Raw genomic sequence first — 14443 nt, 5'->3', positions numbered from 1 at the left:
GGGATGCCTGTCTTCAAGCCGATGTCCCCGATCCTGACGGACCGGCTTCCCCAAGGGGAGGGGTGGGGCTATCAGCTGAAGTGGGACGGCTTTCGTACCTTGGCCCTGGTGAATGACGGACGGGTGGAGCTCTTCTCCAAGTACGGGCTGCCCAAAAGCAAGGTGTACCCCGACCTGGCCGAAGCGCTGTCGCTTCTGCCGGGGCGCTTCCTGCTCGACGGCGAAGCCGTGCTGCTGGACCCTAAGACCGGCAGACCCAGCTTCCAGCGGATGCAGCAGCGGGACAAGCTGACGGATCCTGCTCTCATCCGGCGTGCGGCCCGGCGGTCGCCGGTCCAGTACATTGCCTTCGACCTGCTGCAGCTCGGCGGCGAAGATCTGCGCGGGCGGCCGTTCCGGCACCGGCACGAAGCCCTGCAGGAGCTCGCGGCGGGGTGGACGGCCCCGCTCTACACGGCGCAGCTGTTCCCGGACGGTGACGCGCTGTGGGACTGGGTTTGCCAGCGGGCATGGGAGGGCGTCATTGCCAAGCGGCTCGACAGCCCGTATGCCGAGGGCAAGGACCACCGGGACTGGTACAAGCGCAAGACCGCTCTCCGCCTTGAAGCGGAAGCGGTCGGGGTGATCTACCGCGAGGGCCGGGTCGCCTCGCTCGTGCTGCAGCAGGCCGGGCGTTATCTGGGCCGGGCCTCCTCCGGGCTCGATGCCGACGCCAAGCGGGTGCTCGGCGGGCTGCCGGCTGTGCCCATGCCACTGGCGCCGCCCGGGCCGCTGCCGGAAGGGCTGCGCGGGGCGGACATCCGCTGGCTGGCGGAGCCGCTGCCCGTCACCGTCAGCGGCCGGGAGCTGACCGAGGCGGGGCTGCTGCGGCACCCGAAACTGCTGGCGATCGGAGGGAGAGCGTTATGACGGACGCGGAGCGCGGCAAGGTGCATGTCGAAGGCGTGGAGGTGGAGATCTCGCATCCGGACAAGCTGCTGTGGCCGGAGCCGGGGATCACCAAGCTCATCTATCTGCAGAAGCTGGCGGCCTTGTCGCCCTATCTGCTGCCTTACTGCCGGGACCGGCACATGACGACGGTGCGGTTTCCGCAGGGCGTGGAGGGCAAATTCTTCTACCAGAAGAACGCCCCGGCAGGCCGGCCGGATTATGTGAAGACGCATCATTACGAGGGTGTGGAGTATGTTAACCTCGATTCGCTGCCGGTGCTGCTGTGGCTCGGCAATCTCGCGGCGCTCGAATTTCATCCTTCCTTCGAAACGGTACACGGGGACGAGCCGCAGGAATGGGTCATTGACATCGATCCGGAGGAGGAGGGCGACCCCCGCCTCATGGAGGCGGCCGCCCGGGTCGGGGAAGCGCTGGAGGGAATGGGCCTGCTGTCCGTTCCCAAAACCTCCGGTGCTTCAGGCGTGCAGATCGTGGTCCCGCTGACGCCCGGGCACACCTTCGCAGACCTGCAAAAGGTCGGCGGGTTTCTCGCGCATTTTCTATCTGAGAAATTCGGCTCCCTGTTCACGGTGGAGCGGCTCCTGAAGGAGAGGGAAGGGCGGATCTATCTCGACTACGTGCAGGTGGCGGCGGGCAAGAGCATGGCGGCCCCCTATACGCCGAGGGCGAGGCCCGAAGCTACGGTCTCGGCGCCGCTGACGTGGGAGGAAGTGAGGGAAGGGGTCTCACCGAAGGCGTTTCATCTGATGAACATGGAAGAGAGGCTGAAGGAAAAGGGGGATCTGCTTGCGGGTGTGGAGCGGCAGTCGCTTGTGCCGATCCTGAAATTTCTGGAGCAGCGTCCGGTACGGAGCGGGCGGTAGGCAGCCATGGCGTGAGAGCCGTCTCCGGCCGGCTGGATGAATGATGACAGGGCGCGGCAGCCAGCCGGCAGGCCGCCCTGAAAGGAGGGAATGCGCATGGCAGAGGATAAACGGAGCACGGTCGTGCATACGACCCCGAACCCGGATGGGGGCTGGGATATTCAGCAGAACGGCGAGAAGGTCAGCCACCGCGATACGAAGGAAGCGGCGGAGAAGCGGGGCCGGGAAGAAGCCAAGAAGGACCGGACGGAACACAAAATCCACAATACGGACGGGAAGATCGCCGAATCGAACTCCTACGGCAACGACCCTTATCCGCCCAAGGGGTAAGCGCGGGCCGGATGAGGAATGGAAAAGCCCCGGCGGCTGCGGATGCAGCCTGCCGGGGCTTTCGCTTGAAATATAAGAAGTTTTATCTCGCCAGGGCTCGATTCTGCCGGCCGCAAGCTGTCTATGCAAATAGCGGAAGTACGGTGCGTTATTCCCATCTTTCGATGGTACCCACCAGAAATAAAGGAATTCAGATGCGCTATTGTAGGGCTAGCGCGGTTTCCGGAACCGTTTTCCCCTTATAAGGCATCTGAGTTCCGCTAATTTCCGGGAAATGACGGGAAATACTTCAATAAGATACCTCACTTCCGCTATTTCTAAACGAATGTTCCGTCACGTGCCGAAACGATCAAGCACCGAGCGGAAGCCACATACCTTCCGGCCCGAACTGCAGGTCGCTGATCAGCTCCGCCTGCAGCGGCTGCAGTTGAGACCATCCGTCCCGCAGACGCACTCCCCGCACCTCTGTTCCCCGTATAGACAGCGCTGAGACAGGGATCCTGCCAGATCAGGTTAAAGAACTCAATTAAAATTCAATGGGGATACGACTTCAAGAGCGGTTGGAACCCCATACCCATTCCTACCCGTGTACCAACAGGATGGACTGGCACGTAGAGATCTTAAAGGACGCCGCCAGCCGTTTATCTTGGGTGCTCCGGAACATTGCTCAGCCGAACCAATGGCTTATGTACACCATAACCAACAGCCCCAGAATGAACGAGTAGGTGGACTGCCTCTCGAAGCCGTGTCCGTGAGACTCGGGGACAAGCTCCTTGTAGACGATGAACATCATCGCGCCGGCGGCGAAGGCGAGGCCGTAGCCGACCAGGGAATGAATGAAGCTCGCCGTGAAGTAGCCGATCACGGCCGAGACCATCTCCATCAGTCCCGTTAAGGTGACGAGCAGGAAGGAGCGGAGCCTGCTCACCTTCGAGTTCAGAAGGAACACGGCGAGCACGAGGCCCTCCGGCATGTTCTGGGCGCCGATCGAGATCGCGACCAGGGGGCCAAGCCCCTCATTGGCGCTCGCATAGCTGAAGCCGGTGCTGAGCCCCTCGGGAATGTTATGGATGAACAGGGCAATGATGACGAGCAGGGATTTCGAGTCGAACTGCGAGATGCCTGCGTCATTCTCCACATCGATGTGCGGAATATTCCTCTCGATGAGATCAAGCACGAAGATGCCGATGAGCAGACCGACCGTCAAGGCGGTGATCCCCGACTCTTTGATGGCCTGCGGCATCAGGCCGAAGGTCGAAGCGGAGACCATGATTCCTGCGGTGAAGGCGATCAGGATGTCTTTCCATTTCTCCGACAGTGTCTTCACGAAGAACAGGGGTACCGCGCCAAGGACCGTCGCCATGGCGGAGATCAAGCTTCCGAGCAGTGCGGTTTCCATTCTTTTGTGTCCTCCTTTTGCGCTGCACCGCTAGCATTCATAGTACAGGAAAGGTGCTCCCGAGAGCAACCGGACAGCAAAAAACGCTTCTTCGCCGGCACCGGCAGGATGGGACGTGAACACCTCTGAGCGCTCCTACTGGATGACACCGGTCGAACGGATCCGCATCTTCACTTCGACGGCGAAGGCTGCATCGGGATAGAGCTCCTTCCAGGACGTGCCCGTGTGGCGTGCTTCATAATGCAGCCCGAACCCCAGCGGATCCGCCTTCCACTTCTGCAGTTTGACGAGCAGGCCGCGGATCTGCTGTGACATATGCTCCTCGTAAGCCTGCTCAAGCTCTCGCATCTGGTCATCCGACAGGGAGGTTACGGAACGGTTTTCCTCCAGCATGCCGCTCAGCTTCACGGTGTAGAGGATCTGGGGGCGGCCTTCGCCTCCTGCGATAATGCGGTAGCTGCTGCTCGTATGGTCCAGGTTGACCGCCATGCCGCTCTCCTGCCAGATCAGGTTGAGGTTGGTTCTTATGTTGCGTCGGGTCAGAATATTGAACAGCTTCGTTTCTTCAGGGGAGAGGATGCCGGCCCGCTGATTCCTGCGGAAGACCGCCGCTTTGTTGATGTTGAACTGATCTCCGCGGTGCTCAACGACCGGAAGGACGGGGCTCCAGCCCGGCTCATACAGCCTGCGGTGCAGGTCGAACAGATAGGCCGGTGTGATGTAAGGGGACTCCGTACCGAACCGGCCCAAGGCGAGGAACAGGGCTTTGCCGGGCACCCGCTCCGTTTTGACTTTCTGCTCCAGAATGTCGTAGGCCGAGGGCTTGGCCAGTGCCGTTAGGCTGACGAGCTGAAAGTCTCTTCGGCGTACCGCCCAGTCGACCGCATAGGAGAGGGCCTCCGGACTAAGCTTCTCCCCGAACACCAGCCCCTTCGTATGACCGAAGTCCAGCTCCTTGTCCACCTTGGACTTGGCAAGCCGCAGGCTCTCCGCGATGGATTGGCCTTCGACGGTAATCAGGTCGAACTGCTGGCCTCCCTGCTTGGGATCCCCCTGCGGGATCGCGGCTTTCAGGGTGATCTTCAGCTTGTCCTTCGTATTGGGAACCGGATCGATGCCGATCGCGACGATGAACAGCCGTTTGTCAATATCCTTGAGCTGGCTGCATCCTCCGGTCAGGAGAAGCAGCAGGGCCAGCAGGGGCGGCCTCAGCCTTACCAACCAACAGCGGCGGTTCATCGGGCCCACCTCCTCCTGACCGCCCATACGGCGGCGACCGAGAGGGAGAATTCGCCGACGAACCGGATCTGCAGATACATGACGGCCAGGTGCAGCAGCGTCTGCTGGTCCATCATCAACATAGCCAGGGAGGGCAGGGCAAAACTGACGATGACGATATAGGAGCGGGCGCCGGACTTGAGCTTTTGTTTGAACGGCAGGAGCAGCTCCACAATATGAAAGGCCACGTGCCAGTGGACGATAACGCTGATCAGCGACATGGTGATGTAGAAGAGGTAGAACACGAAGACAAGCCGCTCCACCAGAAAAAACTCGATATGGACCGAATCCGCTGTGGAAAACCATGGATACACATGCTTTTCCACGCCTCTCGTACCCAGAAGACCGATGGGGATCAGCAGGCTGGTCAGCAGGGTCAGCACCCCCGGGATCGCAATGAGCCACAAATGCGCTAGCTTGAGCTTGAAACCGCGAAACGCGCGGTGAAAGACGGCCATGTTGGTGTATCCCGTAAAAATAAACGTAGCTGCCGATAAGGCTTCAAAGGTCGGAGTTCCCCAGCCGGAGCGGACCGTCTTCAGAATCGCATCCCAGCTGAAATCGGGATTGAGCACGGTTTTGCCAAGGAAATACATCATGAAAGGCACCATGAGCACGGTAAGGGTTTCGAGCGCAAAGAGAATGGAATAGCTCTTCATCCGCGCACTGCAGATGACCACGGCAAGGAAGCCGCTCATGACCAAATACTTGGACATGTCGGGTGATATATACCGCAGCGTAATGTCCACGAAGGAGAGCAGCGTAATCGCACCGGCCATATACCAGACGAAGGCAAAGCCGAGCAGCACAGGCAAAGCGGCCCAGTGCGGGAGCAGCCTGTAGAGGCGCTCCGGGAGCGTCTCGTCCCGCAGCTTCATGACCGAGCGGGAAGTGAAGTAGAGCATGAGCAGCCCGACCGGGACGCTGAGCACGAGGGAAGTCATGACGTCCTGGAACCTGTGGTTAATGAGAGTGCGCGGCACGTTGTTGATCACGTTGATCAGGGCGTTAAGCAGGACGAGATAGAAGAAGTGCCTACTGCCGGCCAACGGGCTTCACGTCCTTCCAGGGCAGCTTGATCGACATGCGCAGATAAGGCTGGCCGAAGCTCTCGAGGTTTGAGAGGTACATCACGAGCCCGATGAATCCAAGAACAATGCCGACAAGCCCGAAGACCGAAGCCAGGAAGATGAACCCGTACTTCAATACGCGAATCGAAAAATTCATCATGGTGATCGGAATGACGAAGTTCGAGATCGCCACGGCGGAGACGATAATGACCATGATGTTGCCGACAAGTCCGGCTTCGGTCGCCGCCTGGCCGAGAATCAGACCGCCGACGGTGGTGGCCGTCGGGCCGACGGCTTTGGGCAGCCGCAGGCTCGCTTCGATAAGGAATTCCATCATGAGCAGCATGAGCAGAACTTCCACGAAGGAAGGATAAGGGACACTGGCCCGGGACCCCGCAATGAGAAGCGTGAGCTGGTCCTTCAGGATCTCCGGATTGTAGGAAGTAAAGGCGATATAGAAGGCAGGCAGCGTCAGCGTCAGGAACAGTCCGATATAGCGGATCAGCTTCAGGAATTGGCCGACGATGCGGAATTGGTACACATCGTCCATGGAGGTGAAGAAGTCATCGAAGACGGACGGGAGAATCAGCGCGAAGCCCGTTGTATTGACCAGAATGCCGATGCGCCCGCAGGCCAGGTTCTGCACCATCCGGTCCGGCCGCTCCGTGACCATCATCTGCGGGAAAACCTGAATCCCGGAGGGATTCAACTGCTTCTGCAGCTGGGCTGCCGATTGGATCAGGTCCGCCTGGACGCGGCCCAGCTTGTCTTTGAGCTCCTTCAGTACCCGCGGATCGACCCGGTCTGCGTCATAGACCAGCGCGATCCTCGTTCGGGACGTGCCTCCCACGGTGCGGGATTCCACCTTGAGCCTCTCGCTTTCATAGCGCCTGCGGACCAGGTTGATGTTCACATCGATATTTTCACTGAAGGCGTCGGAAGGGCCCTGAACGATCGATTCGACAGTCGCTTCGGAGAGGCTCGAAACCGCCGCATGAGCAGTCTCGAACAGGTAGACCTGTCCCTCGAGCGATACCGCGGCGAAGCCCTTCAGCACGTGGGCGGCGGCCTGCTTCGGGCCGTCAGGCCGGGTAACGCCGGGCAGCGACGAGAGATAGCCGACGAAGCTCCCGGGTTCTTTCATCTCGTAATAGGGACCGATCAGGGAATGGGTAATCTTCTTGCTGTCGGTGAGGCTGCTGAGATAGAGCAGGGTCAGGGTGCTGCCGCCTGTCAGCGTACGGTACACAAGGTCGGTATTGTCCCGGAAGGTCTCGTGGACAGAGGACATGATATCCTCTGCCGCTATGCTGCTCTTCATCCGATCCTTCCCCCCCCAAGCCATGCTGATGGCCTTAGGTTTTCCCAATTCCCGAGATTTCAAACAAAATCATCCAGTATTGGAGGGTATTGAGGAAACCGGTTTCTATTTCTTTTTCCTATTATGCCGTCATTTCCTCCTTCTTCCTTCAAGAGGTCAACGGAGTACGGGCAGGACGTCAATATTGTACACTCCCGAGGGTGGAAAGCCCATGCTATGATGATCGAGAAAACGCTTTACTACCACATTTTGCGAATGGAGGCACATTTCACATGTCTTTCTGGCAGAACAGACAGAGGGTCAGACTGCTTGCGGCCTTGACCGCCGTCCTGATGACCGTCCAGCTGCTGGCCGGTGTCCTGACGGGTTCGGTACAGGCAGCCGCAGCCGGGGTTACCTATGATGAGCAGCCGGGCGGATCGAGCAAGTGGGTCGTCGTCGGCAGCTTCCAGGGCTGGAACAATGCTTCGGCAGAAACCCAGATGAAGCATATCGCGGGAGAGTTCTATACATACACCCGGGAGCTTCCGGCAGGAACCCATGAGTTCAAGCTCGTGAAGAGCGGCACATGGACCGGGTACGACAACGGGGGCGGGAACTTCTCCCTCCAGCTGGCCGAGCCCAAGGCCGTTACCTTCTATATCAATGCGGACCTGGGGTTGAAGGGCGCACGAATCTCGGAGCCCGGGGTAGCCGGCCTGCCGCAGTATGTCCCTGCGCTGGATGCGCAGCAGCACCCGCGCCTGGTCGGCTCCGTGCAGCGGGTATTCGGCGAAGCCGAGTGGGCGCCGGGGGAAGCGCAGCAGTTCTTCGTCGACTACAACTTCGACAACAAGGTGTACAAGCTGCAGCGCACCCTGCCGGCAGGCTCCTATGAAGCCAAGGTAGTACTCGGCTCCGATTGGTCGGGGGCCAATTACGGCACGGCAGACGGCAGCAACCTGAAGATCGTTACGCTGGACACGGCGGATGTCACGTTCACGATTGACCTCGGCGCCGACGTGAAAGCGCTTAGCCACGATTATGTGGCCCAGGACGGCGCGTTCGACGGACAGATCCAGAAGGACGCGATCGCCTTCGACAGCCGGTCGATCACGTTCAAGAAGCCGTTCGGCGCCATTCCGGCCGAAGGGCAGGACCTCAAGCTGCGCATCGCGGCTGCGGCCGGTGACGTGCAGACCGCCAAGGCGGAGCTGACTTCGCCGGACGGCCTGTCGGCCGCCTACCTGATGACGAAGGCGACGACGGTCAGCGGCAAGGATTACTTCGAAGTCACGGTTCCTGCATCCGCCTTCGGCAAGGTAGGGGTGTGGGGCTATAAGTTCATCCTGATTGACGGGATGAGCAAGGCGGAGTACGGGGATGACAGCACCCGCGGGGGCACCGGCAGCGTGTCGGACGACGGAGCGCTTCCTTACGACCTCACGGTCTACAAGACCGATTACAAGACGCCGGACTGGATGAAGAACGCGGTCGTGTACCAGATCTTCCCGGACCGCTTCTTCGACGGGAGCAAGGACAATAACCGGGCGAAGCTGCTGGACGGCGCACGCGGCGCGCTGGATGAAGAGCATGCGACCGGGAAGAACGGGCAGCAGCTGCAGTACTTCGACGGCGGCGTGCCTGGCGAGCCTGCGCAGGACCAGGTGTGGGGCACATGGACTGATGCACCGGAGAACCCGGACCGCCTCAAGCCGGAGAACAAGCCTTACTACCCGGATGCCGAGACAGACGGCGCGTGGACGAACGAGTTCTACGGCGGCGACGTCCAGGGGATCGAGCAGAAGCTCGCCTACCTGAAGTCGCTTGGCATTACCGCGGTCTATCTCAATCCGGTGGCCTGGGCGGCCTCCAACCATAAGTACGACGCTACCGATTACAAGCACCTCGATCCAATGTTCGGCCAGCCGGTATATAATACGCCGGGCGACCCTACTTCGGGCCTCGATTATGTGAAGACGCGCGAAGCGTCGGATCTTGTGTTCTCGAACTTCACGAAGGCGGCCAAGGCGGCCGGCATCCGTGTTATCAACGACGGCGTGTTCAATCACGTCGGTGACGATTCGATTTATTTTGACCGGTATTCCAAATATCCGGAGATCGGCGCCTACGAGTACTGGGCCGCCGTCTACGGGAAGATGAACGCGGAAGGCCTCTCGAAGGAAGCGGCCGAGGCGGCGGTGCGCGAGAGCTATACCTCGCAGATCAACCCGCTGACGGGCACGAATTACAAGTTCCCGGACGATTTTAAGTACATCAGCTGGTTCACAGTGGAGAACGAGATGGCTCCCAACCGGGATGACCCGGGTCAGCACTTCAAGTATGACGCTTGGTGGGGCTATGATTCGCTGCCGGTTATGGATGCGAAGGAGCCTCAAACCTCTCCGACCGAATACCTGCCGGCCGATGAGCTCTCGCTCCCGGGCCAGCATGAGTGGAACAATATCCATTACCGCGACAACGTAATCGGACATAACCTGAAGGACCTGAGCGCCGAGCAGGCCGAGACGCAGATGCAGGGCACAGGCTCCCAGCGCTGGCTGTGGATGGGTACGAGCGGCTGGCGGCTTGATGTGGCACCGGACGTCTCTGCCGGCACCTGGTCGAAGTTCCGCGAAGCGGTGAAGTCGGCCGCAGGCCGTACGAATGCGAACGGCGGCGAGATCGACGAGCCGGTGCTGATCGGCGAAGAGTGGGGCGTCGCGACGAAGTTCCTGCTCGGCGACCAGTTCGACTCCGTCATGAACTACCGGTTCCGCGGAGCGCTGCAGTCGTTCCTGAACGGCGGAAGCGCCGAGGCGATGAATGAGGCGCTGGAATCGGTCCGTGAGGATTATCCGAAGGAAGCCTGGCAGGCACTGATGAACCTGGTCGATTCACACGACACGACGCGTTCGATCACGAAGTACGACCATCCGGAGTGGGAAGAAGAGCACCTGATCATCGCTCCGGAAGCCAGCGACTTGGCGATCAAGCGGCAGGAGCTTACGGCCATCTTCCAGATGGGCTATCCGGGCGCTCCGTCGATCTACTACGGAAGCGAAGTGGGCCTTGCGGGCACGAAGGATCCGGATTCCCGCCGCGCCTTCCCGTGGGACCGCGTGATCGCGGGCCAGGACGGCACCTTCTCGGGCACCGGCCGGTATGCGGAGCTGTTCTCCACGTACCAGCAGGCTGCGAAGATCCGCAATGACTATCCGGTCTTCCGTACAGGCGACCTCAAAGCGGCTTATGCGCAAGGTGAAGTCATCGCCTATGCGCGCAAGGACGACGCCAAAGGCGCGCTGATCGCGGTGAACCGCAGCAGCGAAGCGAAGACGATCCAGGCGGACGTGGCCGGCTTCCTGCCGGAAGGGCTGGCGCTGAAGGATCTGCTGAAGGGCGGCCTCACGGCTGCAGTAACCGGCGGCAAAATTACGCTGACGATCCCGGCCTTGAGCGGGGTTATGATGGTATCCGAAGGCGAGCTGCAGACGGCACCGACGGTGACCGGGCTTACGGCCGCAGCCGGCAATGGCCAAGTATCCCTGAGCTGGAACGCAGTGGAAGGTGCCGAAGCGTATCGTGTCTACCGTGCGGAGATTGAAGGCGGAGCCGTAACCCTTCTCGAAACCACAGAAGGCACCGCTTATACGGACAGCACCGTCGTAAACGGCACCAAATACTATTATGCTGTCAGCGCCCTTGCCGGCGGGGGCGAAGGCTTCCTGAGCGACATGGCTTCGGCTGTACCGGCGTTCGCGATCCAAGAGGTGGGCACACCTTCCACGATCACCGAGGCGGTCTATGCGGGCGTGGGCCTGAGCACGCCGAAGATTACCGTAGCGATTCAAGTGGACGGCCTGACGGACGCCCCGGCCTATGCCGGTAAAGACGCTCCGGGCCTGATTGCCAGACTCGCTTACTACAAAGACGGAAGCGATCCGGAAGCAGCCGAAGATACGAAGCTGCGCTATGAGAGCGATGAAGCGCCAGGCAAGCTCTACTGGGCGGCCTTCGAGCCGACGGAAACCGGGCTGTACCGCTACTTCGCCAAGGTGTCGACCGATAACGGCGAAACGTACAGCGTCTCTCCTTCGGTGACCGTGCAGGTGTACGGCAGCCCTGATGATACCTTGCCTCCAGCCGCACCGGTGCTCGGGGCCATTACGACCGAGTCCAACCGTGCGACGCTGAAATGGACGGCGGACGCCGAGGATGTATCCGGCTTCGAGGTGCTGCGCAGAGAAGCGGGGCAGGCGGAATTCCGCAAGATTGCCGTCATGCCGGCGACAGCCAAGGAATATATCGACTATGCCGTGAGCAACGATACTTCTTACACATACAAGATTGCCGCCTTCGACAAAGCGTACAACCGCTCCCTGTCCGAAGAGCAGTCCGTTACACCGAAGCTTGTCATGGTCGATGTGAAGCTGCGTCTGCACCTGCCGGACTATACGCCGACGAGCGATGATATCAACATCGCCGGTTCGTTCAACGGCTGGAACGCTTCGTCCACGAAGCTGCAGGTGCCAAGCGGCGCCACCGACCGCCGGATCGTCGAGTATACTTTCAAGATGATGGCCGGACGGTCTATCGACTACAAGTATACCCGCGGCACATGGGATACGGAGGCGTTCACGAGCCATAAGCGGATCAATCCGGACACGGAAGATTACGGCAACTGGGCATACGGCTCCACGGATACGAACATGCAGCTGACGATCAAGAACCAGGGCGGCAACCAGATGGTCGTCGACGATTATATCCTCCGCTGGAAGGATATGCCGATGATCCTCACTCTGCCGCGTACCACATACGGTGATGACGTCACTTATTCGACGGAAGAGAGCTCGTTCAACCTGAAGGGTGTGGTCCCCTACGGAGTGGCCTTTACGATCAACAACCAGCCGCTGCCTGCCGGGGCGATGAGCCAATATGGTGAAGTGTCCCTGGAGGGGGTTCCGCTGAACCCCGGGCTGAATACATTCGAGCTGCACATCGAGCCGACGGCCGAAACGCTGGCCCAGCCTTGGTACACGGATCAGGGGCGTAAGGATAACGCGACCAAAACGCTGACGCTGTACATCACCCGCACCTCGGGCGGCGGAGAAGTGCCTGCCGAGCTGACGGGGATCACAGCGGATCCATCGTCCGCCCAACTCAAAATCGGTGAGACGAAGCAGGCGGTAACGACCGCAGTCTACGCCGATGCGTCGTTGAACAAGATCGTAACGGACGCGGCATCCTACTCGTCGAACAACAAAGCGGTCGTAAGTGTCAGCGCCTCCGGCCTGATCACGGCGAAGGGTGCAGGAACGGCTAAGGTCACCGTCACTTATGAAGGCAAGACGGCGGAGATCGCAGTAACCGTTACCGCACCGGAGCAAGAGCCGGTAGTGGAGCGCATTACGGTGGATCAAGCTGCTCTTGATCTTAGAGCAGGAGATACGCATCAAGCGGTAACGACCGCAGTCTACGCCGATGCGTCGCTGAACAAGATCGTAACGGACGCGGCATCCTACTCCTCGGACAACGAAGCGGTCGCAAGTGTCAGCGCCTCCGGCCTGATTACGGCGAAGGGTGCAGGAACGGCTAAGGTCACCGTCACTTATGAAGGCAAGACGGCGGAGATCGCAGTAACCGTTACCGCTCCGGAGCAAGAGCCGGTAGTGGAGAGCATTGCGGTAGATCAAGCTGCTCTTGATCTCAGAGCAGGAGATACGCATCAAGCGGTAACGACCGCAGTCTACGCCGATGCGTCGCTGAACAAGATTGTAACGGACGCGGCATCCTACTCCTCGGACAACGAAGCGGTAGCAAGTGTCAGCGCCTCCGGCCTGATCACGGCGAAGGGTGCAGGAACGGCGAAGGTCACCGTCACTTATGAAGGCAAGACGGCGGAGATCGCGGTAACTGTCACGCAGCCAGAATCGGATCATGAGGATGATGACGATAACAATAATGGCGGTGGAAACGGCAACAGCGGCGGCGGCTCGTCTACACCTGCTGACGGAGGGACCAAAGACAAACCGAAGAAAGTAACCGAGGACGATCTCAAGAAAATCAAGGACGGCAAAGTCACGGTAGAGCTGGGAGCGGCGGACCGCGAGCTTCTGCTCCCTGCGAATGCGGCCGCACTGCTTGCAGGCGGCGTGCTTGAAGTCAAAACGAATGGCGTTACGCTGGCACTGCCGGCTGCCCTCCTGGAGGAATTGGCGAAGCTGCTGCCGGTAGGTAGTACAGCAGGCGCAGGCCTCTCGCTGAATGTCACGGGTCTTGCGAAAGCGGATGCTGAAGCCCTGCTGGCCAAGGCGGCTTCCGCGGCGGGTACAGACGTCCGGGCACTCAGCGATGTGTATGACTTTACACTAGCTGCTGTCGACAAAGACGGTAAACGGCAGAGACTTACGAGCTTCAGCCAGCCGGTTACGCTGACGTTCCAGGTACCGGGCTCGGCGGACCACTCCGTTACCGGTGTGTACTATCTTGCCGATAACGGTGAACTGGAATATGTAGAGGGGTCCTGGAACGGCAATACGCTGTCCGTGCAGGTAACCCACTTCAGCAAGTATGCCGTATTGGAATACAGCGCAGCCTTCGCTGATCTTCCATCCGGCCATTGGGCCTCCGCCGCGGTAAGAGAGCTGGCGGCCAAAGGCATCGTGAACGGCATGGAGAACGGACGCTTCGCACCGGACCAAAGCGTCACCCGCGCCCAGTTTGCGGCGATGGTGGTCCGCGCTCTCGGTCTCGAGGCGAAGTCGGGAGCGGCACAGCCCTTCACCGACGTCGCTTCCGGCGCCTGGTACGCCAAAGCGGTAGCCGCGGCCTACAGCCATGGCATCGTAGGCGGCCGCAGCGAGAGCACCTTTGCACCGGATGAGCTCATCACCCGGGAAGAAATGGCCGTTCTCATCGTCCGCGCTCACGCTGCCCAAGAGGGCGGCAAAGCGGCGGAAGGTGCCGGACTGCAAGCTGTGTTCACGGATTACGCGGAAGTATCCGACTGGGCGGCAGAAGCCGTACAGTCGGCGGTGGAGCTCAAGCTGCTCCAGGGCCGTGCACAAGGACTGTTTGCACCGGGAGACACCACCACCCGTGCCGAAAGCGCGCAGGTGATTCACAACCTGATCACCGCGCAAAAGTAACAGAATGATGGAATGATTTCCTGCGAGCAATTATGCAAAAGCCCTCGAACCCCGGCAAGGGAACGAGGGCTTTTGCCGTTTCAACTTTTTTGCACTCAAGC

The 14443-nt window shown here is 60.1% G+C and carries 8 protein-coding genes; 4 read left to right on the top strand and 4 right to left on the bottom strand.

The genetic code is table 11. The features are described 5' to 3' along the window. The first annotated feature begins 3 nt into the window (after positions 1-3). From ACP26L_RS23160 to ACP26L_RS23150, 3 genes are all read left to right on the top strand, one after another. Complete coding sequence (locus tag ACP26L_RS23160; RefSeq protein WP_426446766.1) at positions 4-909, top strand: DNA ligase; 906 nt, start codon at positions 4-6, stop codon at positions 907-909. Then, entirely contained in the window at positions 906-1814 is a 909-nt protein-coding gene (ligD, locus tag ACP26L_RS23155) for a non-homologous end-joining DNA ligase (RefSeq protein WP_426446764.1), read from the top strand. Before ACP26L_RS23160 ends, ligD begins: the two co-directional genes overlap by 4 nt. Positions 1815-1910: 96 nt before the next feature. Next, positions 1911-2144 carry a DUF2188 domain-containing protein gene (locus tag ACP26L_RS23150; protein ID WP_426446762.1) on the top strand — a complete coding sequence of 78 codons (234 nt, stop codon included), beginning with the start codon at positions 1911-1913 and terminating at the stop codon, positions 2142-2144. Between the two features lie 667 nt (positions 2145-2811). On the opposite strand, the gene ACP26L_RS23145 is transcribed toward ACP26L_RS23150, so the two are convergent. The 4 genes from ACP26L_RS23145 to ACP26L_RS23130 all read right to left on the bottom strand — a co-directional run bounded on the left by ACP26L_RS23145 (position 2812) and on the right by ACP26L_RS23130 (position 7212). Then, on the bottom strand, positions 2812-3543 hold the full coding sequence (locus ACP26L_RS23145) for a ZIP family metal transporter (RefSeq protein ID WP_426446760.1): 732 nt from the start codon (positions 3541-3543) through the stop codon (positions 2812-2814). A gap of 135 nt (positions 3544-3678) precedes the next feature. After that, positions 3679-4782, bottom strand: a complete 1104-nt coding sequence (locus tag ACP26L_RS23140) for a Ger(x)C family spore germination protein (RefSeq protein ID WP_426446758.1) — start codon at positions 4780-4782, stop codon at positions 3679-3681. After that, positions 4779-5870 (bottom strand): GerAB/ArcD/ProY family transporter, encoded by a 1092-nt coding sequence (locus ACP26L_RS23135; RefSeq protein WP_426446756.1) that lies wholly within the window; start codon positions 5868-5870, stop codon positions 4779-4781. The genes ACP26L_RS23140 and ACP26L_RS23135 overlap by 4 nt, the downstream gene beginning before the upstream one ends. Then, the gene (locus ACP26L_RS23130; RefSeq protein ID WP_426446754.1) at positions 5857-7212 is read right to left on the bottom strand and encodes a spore germination protein; all 1356 of its coding nucleotides are present in this window, start codon (positions 7210-7212) and stop codon (positions 5857-5859) included. Before ACP26L_RS23130 ends, ACP26L_RS23135 begins: the two co-directional genes overlap by 14 nt. Positions 7213-7484: 272 nt before the next feature. On the opposite strand from ACP26L_RS23130, the gene ACP26L_RS23125 reads away from it, so the two are divergent. After that, a complete protein-coding gene (locus ACP26L_RS23125) occupies positions 7485-14342 on the top strand; it encodes an S-layer homology domain-containing protein (protein ID WP_426446752.1) in 6858 nt (2285 codons plus the stop codon). Positions 14343-14443: the final 101 nt, after the last annotated feature.

Origin of the sequence: Paenibacillus sp. S-38 (assembly GCF_049942825.1) — a bacterium.
Classification (GTDB): domain Bacteria; phylum Bacillota; class Bacilli; order Paenibacillales; family NBRC-103111; genus Paenibacillus_G.
This window is presented reverse-complemented; position numbering and strand designations above follow the sequence as displayed.

Coding starts and splice junctions, on each gene's coding strand:
- ACP26L_RS23160 (WP_426446766.1), top strand. CDS start 4: ATGCCTGTCTTCAAGCCGATGTCCCCGATCCTGACGGACCGGCTTCCC.
- ligD (WP_426446764.1), top strand. CDS start 906: ATGACGGACGCGGAGCGCGGCAAGGTGCATGTCGAAGGCGTGGAGGTG.
- ACP26L_RS23150 (WP_426446762.1), top strand. CDS start 1,911: ATGGCAGAGGATAAACGGAGCACGGTCGTGCATACGACCCCGAACCCG.
- ACP26L_RS23145 (WP_426446760.1), bottom strand. CDS start 3,543: ATGGAAACCGCACTGCTCGGAAGCTTGATCTCCGCCATGGCGACGGTC.
- ACP26L_RS23140 (WP_426446758.1), bottom strand. CDS start 4,782: ATGAACCGCCGCTGTTGGTTGGTAAGGCTGAGGCCGCCCCTGCTGGCC.
- ACP26L_RS23130 (WP_426446754.1), bottom strand. CDS start 7,212: ATGAAGAGCAGCATAGCGGCAGAGGATATCATGTCCTCTGTCCACGAG.
- ACP26L_RS23125 (WP_426446752.1), top strand. CDS start 7,485: ATGTCTTTCTGGCAGAACAGACAGAGGGTCAGACTGCTTGCGGCCTTG.